This window comes from Methanocalculus alkaliphilus, assembly GCF_024170505.1.
GTDB lineage: Archaea > Halobacteriota > Methanomicrobia > Methanomicrobiales > Methanocorpusculaceae > Methanocalculus > Methanocalculus alkaliphilus.
In genome coordinates, this window is the sequence record NZ_JALJYG010000003.1 from 1 (window position 1) to 19,565 (window position 19,565).

The following is a 19,565-nucleotide window of genomic DNA, read 5'->3' on the forward strand; positions in this document are numbered from 1 at the left end:
CTGGAAATGATGGGGAAGAGATCGCTGGGGATGGCTGATTGTTGATTCGGAGTGATGAAATTCAACGGATCATGGGAGCTGCCTCGCAAAGTGAGGTAGATGGCAATTGCGAGGACGACGTAGACGATCCAATGCATTGCTATTTATTGGGTTTCCGTCATCTTAAAACCACAACGTATCTCAAAAATCATCGAGAGAAGACTGATTCTGCCGTGCAAGGAGCGCAGAGACGGTCTTCCAGCTTCTTCTGGCACACGGGGGAGGGGAGCGATGCTCCCGGATATAGTCGGTGAGAAACCTGATCGTTGCTGGATCAGACGGGTAGCCGCTCCCAATCGCTCCGTACTCTTCTTTGAGAGCCTCGACAGCCCGATCCCGTGTCACCTTGGCAATGATGCTGGCAGCCCCAACGACAGTATAGGAGTGATCTGCCTTGTGTTCTGCGATGACAGTACATGAAAAGGGAAGAGAACGGGAGACATTCTCACCGAACCTCCCTGCATTGACGTCGCATGCATCGAGGTACGCAATCTCCGGGGAGAGTGCGGTAATACAGGCTGCATCTGCCTCAACGATGAGATGGTTGATGGTGGTCCCGGCGAGGGCAGCATCAATAGCAGATGGAAGATACGAGACAACATAATATGGGTATGATGAGACGAGATCATCAAACAACAGCTCACGCTGGCGGGGCGAGAGGGATTTTGAGTCGCGTATGCCAGAATTCCCGATTGAAGCAAGGTCAGAGACACAAATGGCCGCAACCACCATCGGACCAAGAACTGCGCCTTTCCCTGCCTCATCGACCCCACAGATCATACAGAGAGATCGTGTCGCAATCTATTTCAATATCTCCGCAGGCTAATCTTTATTATGTACATCATTGTGGTCGGTCTTGGTGGCATCGGGAGGAATCTTGCGGCTATCGCTACGGAGAATGGTGACAGTGTTGTGGTCATCGATCGGGATGAGGACCGGTGCGCCGATATGCTTGAAGAGTATGATCTCCTTGCCATTACCGGCAATGCAACAGACAAAGCCGTCCTTGAGGATGCCGGAATCGATCACAGCGATGCGCTCATCGCAACCACAAGTGACGATGCAGCAAACCTGATGACCTGCTGGCTTGCCAAGCGCTATTCTGTTCCCAATGTCGTCTCTGTCGTAAACCAGAAGGAGCATTCGGAGCTTTTTAATGAGGTCGGAGTCAGGATTAGTGAAAATCCTGATGAGATCGTCGCCAGAACACTCTATACCTGGGCTGAAAACCCAAATACACAGGCACTCGCCTCAATTCCGGGGGGCAGGATCTTTGAGATAACCGTCGAGGAGGGGTCAGTAGGAGTCGATAAGGAGATTCGTCAGCTTGAGGTGAAGAACTATATATTCATCGCTATCCACCGGGCAGGAGATCTCATCATCCCAAGTGGTGAACTTGTTATTTTACCCGGAGATACAATCACCGTCTTCTCAAAGAAGGACTCTGAGGTTCAGAGCCTTCGGTACCTCAGTCAGCAGTTTCAAAAAAGTAAATGAGGGCCATCAGACCCTGCATCTCATAGAAGTGAACGAAGGTGCCTCAGCTCAAGGAGCAGTGATGGATTTGCCTTCATTATCTCCTTAAGCAGCATAAGGGTGCTGAAATGCTCCAGGTTGATCTTAGATATGGAATGAACGATAGAGTTGAGCTTCTCATCATTGAGTTTGGTAAAGAACTCTTTTATGGCATAGTTTCTATCAATGGCCTTCCCCATCTTTGATGCCCGCCAGGTTGTATCATAGGGCATCAGTGCATCCCTGCTGGTATCACCCGCTTCAATCGCGGTGACAGCGGTCTCTCCGGCAAGCCGGCCGGTATACATTGCGTTGTAGATGCCCCCACCGGTTATCGGATCAGAGATGCGTGCCGCATCGCCAACGATCAGCATGTTATCAGCCACGGTTGATGGAAGAGGTCTGCAGACCGAAACACCACCGATGATCAGTTCAATCGTCTTTCCGTTGGGGAATCTGCGCGCAATGAAGCGATCAAGATAGTCCTTGGCCCGGTGGCCGTTTCCACTCTTCCCACCGCCGATACCAATGCCGACATTGGCAGTACCATCCCCTTTCGGGAAGATCCAGAGATACCCGGCCGGTGCAACCTCATTTCCAAGATAAAAGCTCGTCCTGGTGGAGTCGATATCAAGTCCCGTCATCAGGTACTGGGCACAGGTCTCAAGCTCCCTGTATGGCACAGTGGTGTCAATACCTGCCCATCGTGCAAACTTTGATTCAATGCCATCGGCTGCGATAACAATATCGGCATCGATCTCGTATCTCTTCCCATGCTGTTCGATAACTGCACCGGCAACAGCACCATCCCTCATGATCGGTGCAGTCGCCCGGGCCTTTACATAAGTCTCTGCCCCGGCCTCCGCCGCCTTCCAGACGAGCTCCCGGTCGAAGACCTTGCGGTCCAGGACATAGCCGATCTCATTTCCTGCCTTACTCGGCTCAAGGAGCATTGAAAAACCATCAGGTGCAACGAGCTCGGCACTCTCGATATCCGTGCAGATCCATTTGGGATCAGGGGGGAGAAAATCGGTGAGAAGCTCCTTTCCGATACCCTCGGCACAACGTACGGGAGTTCCGATGGCCGGCCTCTTCTCGACAAGACAGACAGAGAGACCTTTCTCAGCTGCAGTCTTTGCGGCAAACGCCCCGCCGGGTCCTCCGCCGACAACAAGCATGTCATACCGCCGCTTCATTCCTTGATAACCTCCAGAGCTCCAAGTGGGCATATCTTCTCACAGATACCACAGGTACTACAGGTATCTTCCACTGTAAGATACGCATCGACCAACTCAAGGGCACCTTCCGGACAGACGGAGACACATGCTCCACAGTATCCACAGATATCCCGTCGTATATTGAGCATTGTAAGATTCATTGATCATCCGAACCTTTAATGATATTGTTTTGATTGACAAAAGAAGGTGAGACTGAATCTTTCAGGCAGAAATACCAATACCTATTAAGAAAAAGCGCCAATACAAACGGACCAGCAGGCGGGTACAACCACCTGATTGATGCCCTATGACGACGAGTCCGTTAAAAGGGGGACCGACACAGCCCGAGGTCTGTGCGGTCTCGCTCCATAAACTTGGGGTACAGAAGGACGATATCGCAATCGATATCGGCTGTGGTACCGGGACGGTCAGCCTTGCCATCGCTGCAACAGCCCGGCAGGTCTATGCCGTTGATATCAGGCCTGAGGCAGTCGGGACTGCACGAGAGAATATCAGATCAGCAGGCTGCTCAAACATCACTCTCGTCGAGGGTGATGCCATCGCCCTCATCAGGGAGATGGAGAGGATTGATGTCGCCTTCATCGGAGGAACACAGGGTCTGACCGGGATACTCACCCTTCTTGCCGAAAAGAGGGTCAGATCGATCGTCGTCAATGCGGTTCTTATTGAGACTGTGGCCTCTGCTATTGAAACAATGAAGTCCCTGGGAATCTTTCAGGACGCGGTCCTGCTCCAGGTTTCACGATCCCATGATCTCCTCGGGAAAACGATGTTTAAGCCAATTAATCCAGTCTATATCATTCATGGAGGTGTTGTACCATACTAATTGCAGTCGGTCTTGGACCAGGTGATCCCGAGCTTCTTACAATCAAGGCTGCACGGCTCCTCAGGGAGGCGGATGCAGTCTATGTGCCCGGGGAGATGGCATATGATCTCGTCGCCCCGTATCGGAGTGACGCAGTCACCCTTGACTTCCCGATGACACATGATGAGGCGTATATCGAGCGGTGTATGGAAGAGAACGCTGATCGGATAGCCCCTTCTGCGCTCTTTGGGACTGCAGTCTTTGGGATCATCGGAGATCCCAACTTCTTCTCGACATTCTCACGGTTAACAGCGATATTGCAGAGAAAGCATCCGGAGATAGTATGTGAGACCGTTCCCGGGATCAGCTCAATCACCGCCTTCTCTTCAGTTGCGCAGATTCCGGTCTCCTCCAGCTTCTCGGTCTCGGACGGATCAGAGGAGCAGGTGGCTATCAGGCTCAAGGTTCGGCGGCCGAGGGATCTGGCAGACCAGCTCAGGCAGGACGGCTACACCGGGTTTACCCTGATCGAACGGATGTACATGGATGGGATGGCAGTCTTCACAGGCGATGACCTCCCGGAGGAGAGCAGTTATTTCAGTATATTATATGCGAGGAAATAGATGACAACATTTTATATTGTAGGTGCAGGATGCGGCGATCCGGGTCTCATAACAGTGAAAGGGATGGATCTTCTCAAGAGGGCCGATCTCCTCATCTATGCAGGATCACTCATCAACCCCGAACTCATCGAGGCCTCCGGTGCAGCCATGAAGCTCGACTCTTCGAAGATGAACCTCGATGAGATCTGTGGTGCCATCAGAGAAGGCATCTCCCGTGGAGAACTTGTTGTGCGTCTTCATTCGGGAGATCCAGCCATCTATGGTGCGATAGTCGAACAGATGGCCATCCTCTCACAAGAGGGGATCGAGGCAGAGATTGTCCCGGGGGTCTCCTCCCTCTTCGGGGCGGCTGCGGCACTGAAGACACAGCTGACCCTCCGTGGCGTCTCTGAGAGTGTCATCATCACCAGACCGGCAGGAGCAACCCTTGCGGAGGATCGGATCAGGGAGCTCTCCCGTATCGGTGAGACCCTTGTCATCTTCCTTGGAACAGAGAAGCTCAGGGAGATCATGGAACGGGTCGAGTATCCACAGGATACACCGGTCGCCGTCATCTATCACGCAACCTGGGATGACCAGAAGATCGTCAAAGGAACGGTTGCCGATATTGCAGAGAGAGCAGATGAAGCCGGAATAACCCGGACAGCCCTCATCATCATCGGAAAGGCCGTCCTTGGGATCGAGAGCGATTTTACCCACTCACACCTCTATTCATGAAGATCGCCGTCATCACCCTGCCCCGGTTTAAAACCGCAGGAGAGGAGATAGCTGAAGCGGTTGCAGGTGATCTCCTCATGTATGACGACAAGGTCTTTGAGCGGGCTTTTTCGGAGTATAAAGCCATCATTGCGGTCATGTCTGCGGGTATCGCGGTACGATCCGCAGCACCACTATTACAGGATAAATGGCATGATCCGGCGGTCATCGTTGTCAGTCCGGACTGCCGGTATGCGATTCCCGTGCTCGGAGGCCATCATGGCGGAAACGAGATAGCAAAACGCCTCTCTGCACGTGGGATTGTACCGGTGATCACCACTGCAACCGAGGTGCATGGCCGGCCTTCGGTTGAAGGGATAGCAGACGAGGCGGGATGCCGGGTCATCAACCGGCCATCGACACGACGAGTGAATGCCGCTTTCCTTGATGGCGAGGTTCCTGTTTATGAGATCCCGGAGCCTGGCATCGTCGTCGCCGGCCCGGGTGTATCGGTCCTTATCCAGGAACGTCCATATATGGTCGGGATTGGAGCACGGCGCGGGATTACCGCAGCCGAGGTCATCGATGCCATCAGATCCGCACTCTCCTCAGAAGGAATCAGCCAGGAGGAGGTCGGGGCATACGTGACGACAGAGAAGAAGCGGGGTGATCCCGGCCTGGCAGAAGGGATTGCCGGGATAGGTGGCGTACTCATCTATCTCAATGACGAAACGATCAATAGAACAGAGACACCATCCCCATCACGGGCAGGACTCATCGGGCTCTCAGGCGTTGCAGAGCCATGCGCAGTTGCCCTGGCAGAGGTGGGGAGGCTGGTTATGAAGAAGAAGACCTATGGAAGGGTTACCATTGCAATCGGACGATAAAAAGACCGGAATCCTCTCAATTGTCAGCACAGGACCGGGAAATACACAACAGCTGACTCCTGCCGCCCTCAAGGCGATAGCGAAGGCAGAGTATATTATTGGGAATAACGTCTATATCGATCTCATCAGACCGCTCATTACAGGGAAAGAAGTGGTCAAAAGTCCGATGGGTGAAGAGGTGAACCGGGCACAGATGGCGCTCGATCTTGCGGCAACCCACAGGGTTGCAATGGTCTCCGGGGGCGATGCCGGCGTCTACGGCATGGCAAGTATCGTCCTTGAAGTCGCTGATCGTACGCAGTCGAAGGTTCCGGTCGAGGTGATCCCCGGTGTGACGGCGGCAACTGCTGCGGCATCCCGCCTCGGATCCCCGCTCTCCGGAGATTATGTCACCATCTCCCTCTCTGATCTCCTCACCCCATGGGAGGTGATCGAGGAGCGGCTTGATCTTGCATCGCGTATGGGAGTTCCCATGGCCATCTATAATCCCCGAAGCCGGGGACGGCCACATAACCTTGATACGGCGATTGGGATCATCGGCCGGCATCGGGGAGATGAAACCCCGGTTGGTGTTGTAAAGAATGCCTACCGACCAGGTGAAGAGGTGCATGTCATGACACTGGCGGAGCTGAGAGCCGACACCTCCCCCATCGACATGCATTCGATTGTGATCATCGGCGGCACTGAAAGCCGGATTTGGAAGGTTGAAGACGATGTCAGAGGAATTATCACCCCACGGGGATACCACCGGAAATACGTATATTGACCTTGGCGCAGACACACGCGAAGGGTATGCAATTGCATCGGCGAGCCGGAGGCTTGCACGTGAGACGATCGGGGATTTAACCCCGGAGGATCGGATTCGACAACGCTGTTCGGTTGCAGTGGGCGACTTTGCAATGGCTGACCTGATGCGGTTCTCCAATGATCCGATCACTGCCGGTGTCTCTGCGGTCAGGGAGGGTGCACCCGTCTTCACAGATATCAGAATGGTGCAGATCGGCATTCTCAAGAAAGGACACCAGTGCAGTATCGAATGTGCCCTCGATTATGGTGCGAATATTGCAGAGGAGACCGGTATTACCCGGACATCCGCAGGGTTCCTCGCCCTCAGGGAGAGACTCCATGGATCGATCATTGTCATTGGAAACGCACCGTCTGCCCTTCTTTCCATCTGTACGATGATCGATGAGGGGATCATCCCCCGCCTCGTCATCGGGACGCCGGTCGGATTTGTGAATGCGGCAGAATCAAAAGAGCTTCTCAGGACTAAGCCGGTTCCATCGGTCTCAAACCTTGGCACACGCGGAGGGACACCAATCGCCGTCGCCAGCATCAATGAGATCATCACGTTATCCTTATGATCGATCCCGTGACAGGGTTTCCCTATCCTGATGACTGGGTATCCCGTATTGAAGACGATACGGCCCGTGCCCTTGTTGAAGAGGGAAGAGCCGTGCTGACCGCATCCGGAGCAATCCTCAGACGGGGAATAACAACAGGGGCGACGGCCGCCGCTTCGGCAAAGGCAGCCGTTCTTTCTTTTAAAGAAGCTGTGTCAGAGGTGAATCTCCTCCTCCCCTGCGAAATCCGGGTGGCTGTTCCGGTATCTGGTGAAGAGGGGCAGGGCAGGGCTGTCAAGGATTCTGGGGACTATCCGGAAGATCGGACGGCAGGCCTCATCTTCAGGGCAGACGCGGTTTTGGAAGGGGATGGAATCATCATCCGGGCTGGTGAGGGGATCGGGAGGTTCACCCGTGATACACCACGATATCAGAAAGGCGAGCCTGCGATATCCCCACCCGCCCTGGAGTGTATCCTGACCGCAATCCGGGAAGCACTATCTGAAACCGGGTATCCAGGCGTCTCAGTCACCCTCTCTGTTATTGGCGGGGTTGAAGCCGGAGCCGACACCTTAAATCCGAAGGTCGGGGTTGAGGGGGGCATATCTCTCCTTGGAACAACCGGATTTGTCGAGCCATGGGACGATCACCTCGGTTCGGCGATGGAAGACAGGATCAGGGGGGCGGACCGGGTGGTGATCACCACCGGGCGTATCGGCCTTCGGATCTCACGCCTCCTCTTCCCGGATCACGAGGTGATCCTTGCCGGATCAAGGATAGGCCAGGCCCTTGGTGCATTGGAAGGAGAGGCAGTACTCTGCGGCCTTCCCGGACTGGTTCTGAAGTTCCTGGTCCCGGATATTCTTAAAGGAACCGGATTCCAGACGGTTGAAGAATATATGGCAACAGAAGAGGGAATGCAGAGAATGCAGGCGATTCTCAGGGAGAGGAAATATCCGGATATCCGGGTCGTCATCGTCGATCGACATGGCGGAATCATCGGTGATTCGCGATGAAGGTGGTTGGTGTCGGATGCGGCGAGGGGATGCTCACAGAGGAGGCGATTGCGGCGATCCTCTCTGCCCGGCTCATCTATGGATCCGGACGGGCAATCGAACGGGTGAATCGATATATTCACCCTGATTGTGCTGTCAATACAATCACCGACTACAAGGCGCTTAAGGGTCTTCCTGATGATGCAGTCATCCTCTCGACCGGAGATCCCCTCCTCGCTGGCCTTGGATACCTTGGAGGGGAGATCATCTCCGGGATCTCATCACTTCAGGTCGCTTTTGCACGAGTCGGTGTACCATGGAGTAACGCCTCCGTGATCGATGCCCATGGAAAGGATCATGAGAAGGCAGTCGATGATATTCGTCATGATCTCAGCCGGAACCGTCCCGTCTTCGTCATCGCGGATCCGAAATTTCCGGTACACACGCTTGCAGGTGCACTGCGTGGGATGGATTGTGTGATATATATCTGTCAGGATCTTGGGGAGAAGGAGGAGCGGATCATCACCGGTACGCCCGAGAAGCCTCCCGTTCCGGATTCAAAGCTCTTCTGCTGTATTGTTTCACCAGGCCCGGCAGAGTGAGATAGTCTTTTTTGCTACCATAGAACGATCTATTCTGAATCAATAAGACATATTTTTATAGTAGTCTATCGTATCGAAGTAGTATAACCATATTCATAGGTGATTGTACTAATGATTACGTATAAAAGATTTGTATTAACATGTATTACGTCTATCCTGGTTATGACACTGTTATGTTTGCCGGTATCAGCAGACCGGATGACAGTTGAAAGCCTTGAGATCATTGACAGGAGTGTCAGGGAAGTTACCGCTGACCTCCATGGCGATCACTGGCACGGCAGGCTCCCGGTTGTTATCCAGGGTAAGCATATCTCGCTTGGGGGAATATTCACCGGAGCAGATGGAGAGGCTATCCCACTCATGGAAGAAGATACATTCTATGATACCGGGAGGGGAACCTTTACCGGAGATTATATCTTCAATGTCCGGCTCGCCGAAGGTGCACCGACAGGCATCGTCACACTTGTCAATCATGGCGATCATGTCCATGTACGTGGCCAGCAGGCAGGAGAGACTGAGATAGTGTTCCTGCTCCAGCAGGATGATGCGGTCGTCTGGGAGTCACCCTCAATCGGAGTCAATGTACGGAAGGACGATACACCGACAGAGATTGTGGGAGATGGTACGATCCAGATCTCTGAACTGACGATCATCGACAGGAGTGTCAGGGAAGTGACAGCTGATTTCCATTTTGATCACTGGCATGGCAGGCTTCCTGTTGTGACGAAAGGGAAGCACATCTCACTTGGAGCAGAATTTACAACCGATGATGGAGAGATGGTTCCGCTGATGGAAGAGGATATCTTTTATGATCCCGGACGTGGAGTATTCACGGGAGCATATATCTTTAATGTGCGACTGGCCGATGGTGCACCAACCGGTATCGTCGAACTCCTCTGCCATGGCGACCATGTCCATGTCCGTGGCATACAGGACGGGAGAACGTCTATCGTCTTCATGCTACAGCGGGATGATGATGTTGTCTGGGAGTCCGCTGAAATCAATGTGATGGTTGAAGATCCGGATATGGCACCTGCAACTCCTGGAGCTCCAGTAGAGAGTCCGGGATTTGGTCTCCTCGCAGCTCTGGGCGGGCTTATGGTCGTGATCTATGCATCACGGAAATAATACCGGTATAATCAGGAGATCCACTTCCCACTTTTTCCTTTATATTGAGTGTTCTTCTCTAAATCAATGGTTTTTATAACCGGTGACTGATATGGTTCATGTATCCGATGGAATTCTCCCCATGCCGGTAGTTGCAGCAGGCTGGATTATTACCATTATCCTGCTTGCAACAACCTACCGCTGGGTGGGACGGGAGGAGGATCTGGCAGCACAGATACCAAAATTATCAGTGATGACAGGTGCATTCTTTGTCGCCTCGCTTGTGCATATCGACATTCCCCCTTCCAGTGCACACCTTATCTTAAACGGGCTTGTCGGAATCGTGCTTGGTCCACTCTCTTATATTGGCATCTTCATCGGCATCACGCTCCAGGCGCTGCTCTTCCAGCATGGAGGTATCACCGTCATCGGGGTGAATGCCGTGATACTGGGTGTCCCGGCTCTCATCTGCTATCTCTGCTTCCTGATAACCTCTGGGCGGGGACTGCCACTCACCCTCATTAGTGGTATCATTGGCGGGCTTGCCGTTCTTCTCAGCGTCCTTCTTCTGGTTGCAACCCTTGTCATCTCAGGAAGCGAATTCAGTGCAATCGCAGGTCTCCTCGCAGTTGCACATATTCCGATTATCATTACCGAAGCGATCATTACAGGAGTGATAGTGGGGTACCTGGTGCGTGTAAAACCCCAATTATTACCAATTCAACTGAAGGGAGGGAAACGATGAAGAGATATATCAATTTACTCCTGGCCGGCCTGATGATCATTCTCCTGGCATCTGCACTCATCGTACCGGTATCTGCACACAGAGGATATGTTGGTGCATTTTTGACTGGTGACCAGTACGATGAAATACTGATCAGGGCATGGTATGAAGGAGGAACTCCCATGGCACATGCGGAGATTACCATCTATACCATCAGGGATGGAAATGAAGAAAAGTACATCCAGGATACCGCAGATGAGCTTGGGTTCTATGCCTTTGATCCCGAATGGAGAGTGACAGAATATCGGATCATCGCCGAACATACAGGACATCGGGCAACAATGACCCTTGATCTCACATCAGGCATGACAACCGGAAGAGAACCCGAACTCCCGGTTGTGGCACGGATCATCGCCGGGTTCGGTTACCTGACAGGGCTTGCAGGAATTGCCATGATCTATTCCGCAAGAAAGAAGCAGAAGGAATGATCCCGCCATTTGCAACCGTTCTGAACCTCGCTGTTTTTAGTCTCCTTCACAGTCTGACAGGTAGCAGACCCAGAAATCAGCCAGGAGAGGAATGACACGATTTTTTCTTCTTTACCGCCTTTTTCACGGTACTCAGCCATATCTCCGACCAGAGTATATTTCTCTCCCCGCGCCATATGCCATAATTAAGGAGAGGAGCTGCTCATTGTCAGATAACCAGATACATATCCCAAGAATAGTCATCGCAGGCACGCACAGCGGCTGCGGAAAGACCACCGTCGCTACCGGGCTGATGGGGGCCCTGACCGCACGAGGACTGAAGGTCCAGCCATTCAAGGTCGGCCCCGACTTCATCGATCCCACGCATCATACAGCGATCTGCGGGAGGAGTTCACGAAACCTCGATCCCTACATGATGGGGAAGGATGAGGTGATGAGGACCTTCACCTCTGCCTCGGAAGGAGCGGATATCGCCGTCATCGAAGGGGTGATGGGCCTCCATGACGGTATCGACGGCACAGGCATTTCAAGTACCGCCGATTGTGCGAAGATCCTCTCAAGCCCGATCATCCTCGTCTGTGATGTCAAGGGGATGAGCAGGAGCGTTCATGCATTAATCATGGGGTATACAGGCTTTGATCCGGCAGTCACCTGCTCCGGTGTCATCTACAATCGTGGGGGATCTGAACGCCACCGGAGTATGATACGTCTCGAAGAGACGATCCCATCGTTTGGCTGGATCCCCCGGAATGATAGTCTCACCGTCGGAAGCCGCCATCTCGGACTGGCAATGGCAGGCGAGGGAGAGGGGATGGAGAAGACCAGTGCGGTCATCGAGGAGTGCTGCGAGATCGAGGGGATCATCAAGGCGGCTTCTGCTGCTCCCCCCCTTCCAATGAGGAGAGAGGAGGGAAGCAGTGAATCCGGGAAGGTCCGGATCGGTGTTGCGATGGACCAGGCGTTCTGCTTCTATTATGCAGAGAACCTGACGCGCCTCCGGAGAGCGGGTGCGGACCTCATCTTCTTCTCTCCGATGACCAACCACCTCCCGGATGTTGATTGCCTGTACCTCGGCGGCGGGTATCCCGAGCTGTACGCCAAGGCGCTTGAAGAGAGCCCCTGTCGACAGGAGATACAAAAGGCTGCTGAAGGGGGACTTCCAATCTATGGTGAGTGCGGAGGTCTCATCTACCTCTCCCGATCGCTCAGCACGGATGAGGGAAGGTACAGCCTGGCGGGTGTTGTCCCGGCAGATGCAGAGATGAAGAGCCGTTTCCAGGCACTTGGCTATATCGATGGAGAGGTCAGCCACACATCTTCATCATTTACGAAAGGGCTCTCCTTCAGGGGCCACGAATTTCATTACTCAACCGTCTACCCGGATACTGATACACGCTACGCCTTTACTCTGAAGAGGGGAAAAGGGATTATGGATCAGCAGGACGGGATTATTGCGGGAGAGACCATCGCAGGATACAGCCATCTCTACTTCACGGACCGGTTTGCAGAGGAGCTCGTTGCAATGGCTACGAAATACAGCTCAGAGTGAGAAGGATCCATACTGCCCGCCGCCACCGGGATGAAGGGTTACCCTCCCTTCCCTGAAGGCGGCGACGGCATCGCCCACACCCTGATGAACCGACCGGATCTCATCAGGAGGAATCGCAACCAGAAGGGCAAGCTCATTATCGAAGACCTCGATAAGTTCATTGTAGAGGAGCCGGCACCTCTTCGTTATCGGAGAACTGGTCCCAAGAACCGTGCTGATGATCTCCGGCAGCGGGATGATATGGAGGTAGGGAGGGCGTCCCTTCGGCTCACCACTGGATAGTTCCAGGGCGCGATCCCTGACCCCTTTCTTGATCCTCCCTTTATCAACCGGGCACCGCCACCCGTACTCCTCTGCCTCAGCCAGCGAGTACTGGTGATAGCACCGGGTACAGGCCGTTCGGTTATACTTGCCTTCTTCAGGGAAGAATCCGATATTCATCTCAATGGATCCCGATTGGATCGCCCGGAGAAGGCTTGCGGGAGTCGGCGATGATAGCGAGAAGATAGTACATTCCCGACCGAGCTTTGCCGGGTGCGGACTGTGGGCATCAGAGTTTGTCAGAAATGGAATCTGTGCAAGCTCACTGATCCCGGCACCATCCCTGCTGTCCGCAGAGAGGCCAAGCTCCAGAAAACCGACCTTTGCATCGCCATAGCAGTCCTGAAGCGAAGAGAAAGCGGCATAGATCGACCGCCACGGGGTGAAGGCATGAGCCGGGCCGATCACCCCGCCTGCTTCATTGACATACCGGGCAATCTCAGAGCCGGCAAGGCGAAGGTGCGGCCTCCCTGATGTTTGGATATGGGAGCAGTATGGAGAGAAAGTCTCCTCAAGTGCTGCAAAGGTCTCAAAATCCTCAGAGACGATCAGGTGATGAACCCGGTTCTGATCCTCGACCTCCGCCGTCGGAAGGATGATGATACCCTCCGGATTATCAGCATCCCCCCACATCCGCCTCCATTCCGGATGAAGAGCATCCCCACTTCCGATAGCATTGAGACCCTTTATCCTGCACCCGGCGAGGATATGGTCAGGGAGCATATCCTTCGACGTTGCCATCGAAAAACAGGAATGGATATGCAGATCAGCTGCAACACGGATCATATCTACCCGATATAGGAGAGATCATCGCGTTCCCGATCAGCTTCAGACTCCTTCAGCTTTTCAAGGGCTCCTTCAAGTTCTTCAGCCGTCCTCTGAAGACGTGCGGGATCGAAGTCCCTGCCGATGAGTTTTGAGAGGACCGTGATGACGGCACGTGCGCTGATCGGATCAACGAGGTACCCTGAGGTCTCCCCGAGAAGTGCAATGCCTTCAATACCACGGAGGGAGCCAAGGGCGACGAGGAGACCGGCTGCACCGATGATCCCTCCAGGAGGTTCGTCCGGTGAAAAGGTACAACCTGCTTCCACTGCCAGAGTGACAAGCGCAGCCTGATCAGCTGCACAGAGAACCCGGGGCGTCTCGACAAGGTGGCCGACACCATATCCGCCGAGGGTATAGATGCGGGTGACACCAAACACAACGGCGAGATCAAGATAATGACCGGTCATGATATAATGGCCTTCAGGGGAGACACTCTGGCAGTCTCCCGTCAGAATGAGCATCGGCTGATCGCCGGGAATGTAGTAAAGCTCGTTTTTGGGGAGATGAACAGTACCCTCCCGGTCGATCATCACCTGCGGTGGAAAGTGGGGCGAGATGATCTCTGCAACCAGAACTCCCTCGAGTTCGTCAACGATATGATCGGCGACGAGTTTGCCGACATGGCCGACACCCGGAAGCCCCTCTATCATAATCTGAGCGGAGTAGTCATCCGGATTATCAACTGTATAGGTGATTGTTACTCGATCCATGAACGCATCTGCCTCCTGTATCTGCCATAGCGATCCTGTGGTGAGAATCGGGGTGGATGCACCGGTCGCGTGCGAAGAGCACACCTGGTGCAGATCTGAGAAAAAGTATAGGTGCCATCCTCAGGGCACCGTCTCATCCGGCCAAACATAGTACCGGCTATCTTATTTCTGTTTACGGATCAGCTTTCCGGTTCCGCCAGCTCTCTCAACGACACCAATGACGTTTGAAGTAACCTTCTCGATCGCCTTCTCTGCAACCTTGTAATCGGTGGCGGTGACCTTGACCTGGTATCGTGGGGCGCCAAGATAGGTGATATCGACATCGACACCGGGGATCTTCGTCTCGGCACTCCTGAGGGCGCGCCTGATGATATTCACACCATCCGGTTTATCAGACATCATGTCGATGATTCCCGAGATCATCACCCTCTGAACCTTCACATTCTCGGCTGCGACATTCATGAGCGCTTCAATCACAGGGTCAGGCAGATTAAACCGGCGGAGGGCATCATCGCCCTGAATGACAAGCTCTTCAAACAAGGGATAGAAGAGCGAATACTCTGCGCGGAGGGGATCAATGATTTCGGCAGGATTAATACCGGTCGCCTCTGCGGCAAATCCTATCCATTTATGAGCCTTCTGCTCGTTCTTCCATTCCTGGATCTTCTCACGCCGCTGGTGATCGTTGACATCCTTTAATGAGAGGTCGATATGCCCGCGCGAGGTATCCACATGAAGGACTTTACAGACGACTTTCTGCCCCTCACGGATATAATCACGAATATATTTGATCCACCCACGCGCGATCTCGGAGATTGGTATGAGACCCTGGCGGCCTTCATATTCATCCAGGGTAACAAATGCTGCGAAGTCCTTGACATCAACGACGGTGCAGACGACCAGTTCTCCATCTTCAGGCCATAACCTCTCGCTCATCAGACAATCACTCAAATGTTGATACGATCTCAGCCTTTATCATTGCTTTGCCGCCGGTCGGCTCAGTAAGAAGATGGCCACAGACGATACAGTCCACAGCCGTGGTTGCCTTCTCAAAGACGATCTGCTCATTCTCACAGTCCGGACACTTCACTTTCATGAAGCTGCTCCGGTTCTCACGTGTTAATTCAACCATTGATAGACTCACTCCGTCAGTTCAAATTTCGCAATGCGGTATCCTTTTCTCAGGTGGGCTTTGGAACATGTCTTGCAGCGGTACCTGACATTGATCTTCTTTGTTGGCTTGTCGCCTCCAGGCACCTTGCTGAATTTCCCCATATTTCCGACACGGGGCCTGCGAGCCTTCTGTCGGTCAATCCAGTGAAGACCTGTCGTCTTCCCCTTCTTGACCTTCTCGATCTCATGCTCGGTGTGTGTCCGGCAGAACGGACAGTAGGTGTTGAATTTTGCTGGTCTTTTCATGAAAAATACCTCGATTTCAGGAACCCGAATACCATATTTATTTGCGAATCCTTGTATTTAAGGCTATGTTGCGGTTGCAGAGGACATCGGCATTTGGCCGGGGAAGAACGACGATGTCACCAGGGAGAAGTGAGTATGTCCTTCCATCATACCCCATAAACTGCTCAACAGGGGTGGTGATTCGGACCGGCGTCACCTCCTGGGGGGTGATCACCTCCCCAGCCTCCTCCTCCACCTTCTCCTCAATAACCGGGGTCTTTCTCCGGATATGAAGTTCGACCATCGTGCTGCGTGCATGGGAGACGGCCTGGGAGACATTATCGAAGAGAAGCCGTTCCTCGGAGGTCATGAGTCGCATCATCTCCCGGTCGATCATATCCCCGTTCGCTTTGGCGGTGGCAAGCTCGATGATCCGGCTCGTCCGGATAGCGAAGATCTCCTGGAGGAAGGACTTGATACTCTCAATCTGGCGGATCATATCCTGCGTCTCCTCAGAGAGGGGATCACCGGAGTCATAGAGAGCCCGGTACATCCGTTCGATCTCTTCATGGACGTTCTGATAGAACTCAGACGGTATATCAGTCAGGGTGCCGCTCGCCCGTTCATCAAAGAGGATCGATCTGAGGCGATCAAATGAGATGCTCATACCATACCCCCTCCATACTCCGCAATACCCCTGGAGCAGAGGAAGATACCAAGTGCTTCAGGCACAGTATTGATCCCCTTTTCGATGGCATAGTTGTTTCCAAGGATCGGCATCTCCAGAGCAAAGGATGATTCCACATTCACCGGACGATCGGAAAAGACGACCGCATCGATGAGCGGATCAAAGTCATCAACCTCGCGCAGATCAAGAGGAGTAACCCGGAGTCCACTCCCCCCGTGAAGAGACGAGGGGTGGCGGATGAGCCGCCTGATATCGGTCGTCACCGGCTCATCTGCAAGCGCAGCCTGATCCCGTATCTTTTTTGAGAGAATACTCTCCGGATCAGAAAACATCGCCTGCATTACCCGGTCATGAATGCAGAATGAATAATCATTCCTCTCGATTGAACGAATGAGACCTGCACGCCGCTTCAAAAAGCTGCCAGCACCCTGTGGGGAGACCCCCCGGACAGCCGAGAGGAGTCCTGCCTGCTCATCCTGAGGCAGGGATCCGATGGTATGGAGGGTCTCTGAGACGGCCTTCTTCAGCCTCAGCCTCCACCCGCGATCCGGCAGATTCGACGGGCTCAGAAGGAGAGTCGGGGATAGCCCCGTTCCACAGACATAATCCACAAGCTCACGCCGTTCTGCACTCTTCCATGACCTCATCGCAGTGGAACGGAGATGGATATGATATCCCCGCCCTCCTGAGAAGACTATCGAGAGTTCCCGTTCAGGGTCAATCCCGCAGTCATTTGAGAGCATCTCGATCAGTTTGAGAAGCTCGTCTTTTACCCTGCCAAGCATCTGATCATAGGGGCCGCGCATGATATGATCGGCATCAAGATCAAAGATGAGATCCGCACCCCCCCACTCCTTCTCCTCCATCACCGGGGCAGCGGGATGGTCATAATAGGCTGTCGAGTAGTAGACATGGGCCGGTGTCATCGATCTGAGATAGGAGAAGAGTTCTTCCCGTGTTGGAAATGAGAGATGACGCCGCATACCCGGCGTTATCCTGGTCCCAAAGAACATGAAACCCCATTCCCGTTGGGAGAGTGCCTCCGGTATGCCAAGAGGGGCGGTCTTTGGTATACGCCCCCCATAATAGTCAGAGAACCGGTTTTTGAGAAACTCAACGGTCGCAGATTTCATATAATTCGTTTCACCATATATGGTCCTTCTCGCTGATATCCCTGCTTCCGGTAATATGGACGGACACCGATGCCGCTCATCACGGCAAGACGGTGATATCCGCCGGACCGTGCCATCTCCTCTGCGGAATCAAGAAGGAGCTTCCCATAGGATCTGTGCTGCCGTTCATCCCCCAGGGGATCGGCTGTAAGAGGGACGATGCTCCCATAGACATGCAGCTCCCGGATAAGGGCGGTATCCTCAGGACCGGGGGTGAACGCCTTCCCCGGGAAGCGAAGCCGCACAAAACCAATCAGCGAGTCTCCTGCCACGGCCTGTATGAAGAACTCACGGCCACCACAACAGTCATAGGCAACAGATTGGATATCCCCTTCATTCGGATCAGGACTCCGTCCAATCTCACGGCACCTGATACACCGGCATCGTTTTCCTTCCGATATGAGGTGCTGCTGCGCAAGCTGCCTGAAGTTTCCATGCCGGGAACCTGCCACGATCAGTTTGGCAGGAATATCACGCTGGATCCGCTGGAGCCGGGTATACTCAGGAAGCTGCTCCTTTGCATAGGCGACGAGGGCGACAAGTTCATCCTCATCATACGGCCGGTACTCCCCACGATGATAGAGCGCCTCTATCTCGGATCCTGGTGTGACCAGTGTCGGATAGATCTTGAGGAAATCAGGACGAAAATCCGGATTATCAAAGAGTTCGCGAAACATCCACTGATCGGTTTCGATAGTACTTCCTGGAAGGTTGGGCATCACATGGAACCCGACCTTGAGGCCGGCATCCCGCAGGAGCCGGTTTGCCTCTATCGTCTCTGCAACGCTATGACCTCGCCGGTTATAGTCGAGGATATTGTCGCGTAGATGCTGAACTCCGATCTCCACCTTTGTCACACCAAGACCAAGCATCTGCCCGATATGCTCACGCCTGCACCAGTCGGGCCGGGTCTCAAAGGTGATCGCAACACATCGGACTGCTGCATGCTCATTGGCTGATGCCGCCTCCTCATACGTACATTCAGCCGATGATCTCTCCGGAAAATCATTCATCGCACGCAGGCATGAGGTGACAAACCATTCCTGATATGCGGGATCCCGTGCAGTAATTGTTCCACCCATCACGATCAGCTCCGCCTTATCGACATGATGTCCAAGGAGGCGGAACTGGGAGAGGCGGGCATGTACCTGTTCATATGGATCATAGGCATGCTCACGCCCACGGAGAGCCGCAGGTTCCTCACCCGTATAGCTCTGGGGAGAGCCGAAGAGGTGGTCAGGGCCTCCCGGACAGGGAAGACAGATCCCATGCGGACATGGATGGGGAGATGTCATCGCTGCGATTGGAGCAACACCTGAGAGGGTTCTTGTCGGCTTGACCATCAGAATTCGCCGGAGATATTCACGTTCATCAGGTCTCGCCGCCGCAAGGATGGCGGAGTTCTTCGGCATCACCGCGAGGCGGTATTTGCGGCAGACAGAGAGCTTGACCCGCTGGATATCCTCAGGCGTAGCTGCAGAGGGAAGAAGGGAGATAATCTCCCGATACGCAGTTTGTTCGTCCATGAAGAAGTCAGGGTTTGATTGCAATTACAGGAGAGGATTTGTTCTGGTATTCTGAATATACTCCATGACTAGTCCCGATCCGCTCAACCAGCTCTTCTGCCAGTGTGAGAAGGGCTTCTTTATGGGAGTTTTTGTTTTTATGGATATGAACGGGAGAGATAAGGAGAGAGTCATATTTGTTCGTCGTAATCGCGTCGCCGGTGACGGTCTCGTAATACTTCTTTACTGTGACCATCAACATATGGAGATGTAATAATTCTTCTTTCTGCACCCAATCACCTGTATAGTAAACACTCACGTGAGTATCATGA

Annotated in this window: 26 protein-coding genes; 13 read left to right on the forward strand and 13 right to left on the reverse strand. The window is 53.5% G+C overall.

The window, feature by feature from the left end; genetic code table 11:
* Positions 1-180: 180 nt before the first annotated feature.
* Positions 181-819: a ribonuclease HII gene (rnhB, locus tag J2T58_RS02840; RefSeq protein WP_253487288.1), complete on the reverse strand. Its 639-nt coding sequence runs from the start codon at positions 817-819 to the stop codon at positions 181-183.
* A 54-nt stretch (positions 820-873) separates the two neighbouring features.
* Between rnhB and J2T58_RS02845 the strand changes: the two genes are divergently transcribed.
* On the forward strand, positions 874-1,536 hold the full coding sequence (locus J2T58_RS02845; RefSeq protein WP_253487289.1) for a potassium channel family protein: 663 nt from the start codon (positions 874-876) through the stop codon (positions 1,534-1,536).
* A gap of 20 nt (positions 1,537-1,556) precedes the next feature.
* On the opposite strand, the gene J2T58_RS02850 is transcribed toward J2T58_RS02845, so the two are convergent.
* Both J2T58_RS02850 and J2T58_RS02855 read right to left on the reverse strand, forming a co-directional pair.
* A complete protein-coding gene (locus J2T58_RS02850; protein WP_253487290.1) occupies positions 1,557-2,750 on the reverse strand; it encodes an NAD(P)/FAD-dependent oxidoreductase in 1,194 nt (397 codons plus the stop codon).
* A complete protein-coding gene (locus tag J2T58_RS02855) occupies positions 2,747-2,920 on the reverse strand; it encodes an ATP-binding protein (RefSeq protein ID WP_253487571.1) in 174 nt (57 codons plus the stop codon). The genes J2T58_RS02850 and J2T58_RS02855 overlap by 4 nt, the downstream gene beginning before the upstream one ends.
* A 158-nt stretch (positions 2,921-3,078) precedes the next feature.
* Between J2T58_RS02855 and cbiT the strand changes: the two genes are divergently transcribed.
* From cbiT to J2T58_RS02915, 12 genes are all read left to right on the forward strand, one after another.
* A complete protein-coding gene (gene cbiT, locus J2T58_RS02860) occupies positions 3,079-3,618 on the forward strand; it encodes a precorrin-6Y C5,15-methyltransferase (decarboxylating) subunit CbiT (RefSeq protein WP_253487291.1) in 540 nt (179 codons plus the stop codon).
* Positions 3,619-3,659: 41 nt separating this feature from the next.
* Positions 3,660-4,220: a cobalt-factor II C(20)-methyltransferase gene (locus tag J2T58_RS02865; RefSeq protein ID WP_366518436.1), complete on the forward strand. Its 561-nt coding sequence runs from the start codon at positions 3,660-3,662 to the stop codon at positions 4,218-4,220.
* Positions 4,221-4,937, forward strand: a complete 717-nt coding sequence (locus J2T58_RS02870; protein ID WP_253487292.1) for a cobalt-precorrin-4/precorrin-4 C(11)-methyltransferase — start codon at positions 4,221-4,223, stop codon at positions 4,935-4,937.
* A complete protein-coding gene (gene cbiG, locus J2T58_RS02875) occupies positions 4,934-5,803 on the forward strand; it encodes a cobalt-precorrin 5A hydrolase (protein ID WP_253487293.1) in 870 nt (289 codons plus the stop codon). Before J2T58_RS02870 ends, cbiG begins: the two co-directional genes overlap by 4 nt.
* Positions 5,772-6,569: a precorrin-3B C(17)-methyltransferase gene (cobJ, locus tag J2T58_RS02880; protein WP_253487294.1), complete on the forward strand. Its 798-nt coding sequence runs from the start codon at positions 5,772-5,774 to the stop codon at positions 6,567-6,569. Before cbiG ends, cobJ begins: the two co-directional genes overlap by 32 nt.
* Entirely contained in the window at positions 6,517-7,167 is a 651-nt protein-coding gene (locus J2T58_RS02885) for a precorrin-8X methylmutase (protein WP_253487295.1), read from the forward strand. Before cobJ ends, J2T58_RS02885 begins: the two co-directional genes overlap by 53 nt.
* A complete protein-coding gene (locus tag J2T58_RS02890) occupies positions 7,164-8,162 on the forward strand; it encodes a cobalt-precorrin-5B (C(1))-methyltransferase (protein ID WP_253487296.1) in 999 nt (332 codons plus the stop codon). Before J2T58_RS02885 ends, J2T58_RS02890 begins: the two co-directional genes overlap by 4 nt.
* A complete protein-coding gene (locus J2T58_RS02895; RefSeq protein WP_253487297.1) occupies positions 8,159-8,743 on the forward strand; it encodes a cobalt-precorrin-7 (C(5))-methyltransferase in 585 nt (194 codons plus the stop codon). The genes J2T58_RS02890 and J2T58_RS02895 overlap by 4 nt, the downstream gene beginning before the upstream one ends.
* A gap of 198 nt (positions 8,744-8,941) precedes the next feature.
* Entirely contained in the window at positions 8,942-9,871 is a 930-nt protein-coding gene (locus J2T58_RS02900) for a hypothetical protein (protein WP_253487298.1), read from the forward strand.
* 91 nt (positions 9,872-9,962) lie between these two features.
* Positions 9,963-10,595, forward strand: coding sequence for a CbiM family transporter (locus J2T58_RS02905; protein ID WP_253487299.1), 633 nt, complete (start codon positions 9,963-9,965; stop codon positions 10,593-10,595).
* Positions 10,592-11,062 carry a hypothetical protein gene (locus J2T58_RS02910; protein ID WP_253487301.1) on the forward strand — a complete coding sequence of 157 codons (471 nt, stop codon included), beginning with the start codon at positions 10,592-10,594 and terminating at the stop codon, positions 11,060-11,062. Before J2T58_RS02905 ends, J2T58_RS02910 begins: the two co-directional genes overlap by 4 nt.
* Positions 11,063-11,267: 205 nt before the next feature.
* On the forward strand, positions 11,268-12,611 hold the full coding sequence (locus tag J2T58_RS02915; protein ID WP_253487303.1) for a cobyrinic acid a,c-diamide synthase CobB: 1,344 nt from the start codon (positions 11,268-11,270) through the stop codon (positions 12,609-12,611).
* On the opposite strand, the gene J2T58_RS02920 is transcribed toward J2T58_RS02915, so the two are convergent.
* Genes J2T58_RS02920 through J2T58_RS02965 form a run of 10 tightly spaced genes read right to left on the reverse strand, consistent with a single transcriptional unit; the run spans position 12,603 to position 19,552 of the window.
* On the reverse strand, positions 12,603-13,718 hold the full coding sequence (locus tag J2T58_RS02920) for an endonuclease Q family protein (RefSeq protein WP_301287453.1): 1,116 nt from the start codon (positions 13,716-13,718) through the stop codon (positions 12,603-12,605). The two genes, J2T58_RS02915 and J2T58_RS02920, sit on opposite strands and share 9 nt — an antisense overlap.
* Positions 13,719-13,720: 2 nt before the next feature.
* Positions 13,721-14,470, reverse strand: coding sequence for a proteasome assembly chaperone family protein (locus tag J2T58_RS02925; RefSeq protein WP_253487305.1), 750 nt, complete (start codon positions 14,468-14,470; stop codon positions 13,721-13,723).
* Positions 14,458-14,619 carry an RNA-protein complex protein Nop10 gene (locus J2T58_RS02930; RefSeq protein ID WP_253487306.1) on the reverse strand — a complete coding sequence of 54 codons (162 nt, stop codon included), beginning with the start codon at positions 14,617-14,619 and terminating at the stop codon, positions 14,458-14,460. Before J2T58_RS02930 ends, J2T58_RS02925 begins: the two co-directional genes overlap by 13 nt.
* 13 nt (positions 14,620-14,632) lie before the next feature.
* Positions 14,633-15,406 carry a translation initiation factor IF-2 subunit alpha gene (locus tag J2T58_RS02935; protein ID WP_253487307.1) on the reverse strand — a complete coding sequence of 258 codons (774 nt, stop codon included), beginning with the start codon at positions 15,404-15,406 and terminating at the stop codon, positions 14,633-14,635.
* Between the two features lie 7 nt (positions 15,407-15,413).
* On the reverse strand, positions 15,414-15,602 hold the full coding sequence (locus tag J2T58_RS02940; protein ID WP_253487308.1) for a 30S ribosomal protein S27e: 189 nt from the start codon (positions 15,600-15,602) through the stop codon (positions 15,414-15,416).
* Positions 15,603-15,610: 8 nt separating this feature from the next.
* The gene (locus J2T58_RS02945; protein WP_253487309.1) at positions 15,611-15,889 is read right to left on the reverse strand and encodes a 50S ribosomal protein L44e; all 279 of its coding nucleotides are present in this window, start codon (positions 15,887-15,889) and stop codon (positions 15,611-15,613) included.
* A 37-nt stretch (positions 15,890-15,926) separates the two neighbouring features.
* A complete protein-coding gene (locus tag J2T58_RS02950) occupies positions 15,927-16,535 on the reverse strand; it encodes a hypothetical protein (protein ID WP_253487310.1) in 609 nt (202 codons plus the stop codon).
* Entirely contained in the window at positions 16,532-17,689 is a 1,158-nt protein-coding gene (locus J2T58_RS02955) for a DNA primase small subunit PriS (protein ID WP_253487311.1), read from the reverse strand. Before J2T58_RS02955 ends, J2T58_RS02950 begins: the two co-directional genes overlap by 4 nt.
* Complete coding sequence (locus J2T58_RS02960) at positions 17,686-19,254, reverse strand: tRNA uridine(34) 5-carboxymethylaminomethyl modification radical SAM/GNAT enzyme Elp3 (RefSeq protein ID WP_253487313.1); 1,569 nt, start codon at positions 19,252-19,254, stop codon at positions 17,686-17,688. Before J2T58_RS02960 ends, J2T58_RS02955 begins: the two co-directional genes overlap by 4 nt.
* Positions 19,255-19,261: 7 nt before the next feature.
* On the reverse strand, positions 19,262-19,552 hold the full coding sequence (locus J2T58_RS02965) for a UPF0058 family protein (RefSeq protein ID WP_436262630.1): 291 nt from the start codon (positions 19,550-19,552) through the stop codon (positions 19,262-19,264).
* Between the last annotated feature and the right edge of the window lie 13 nt (positions 19,553-19,565).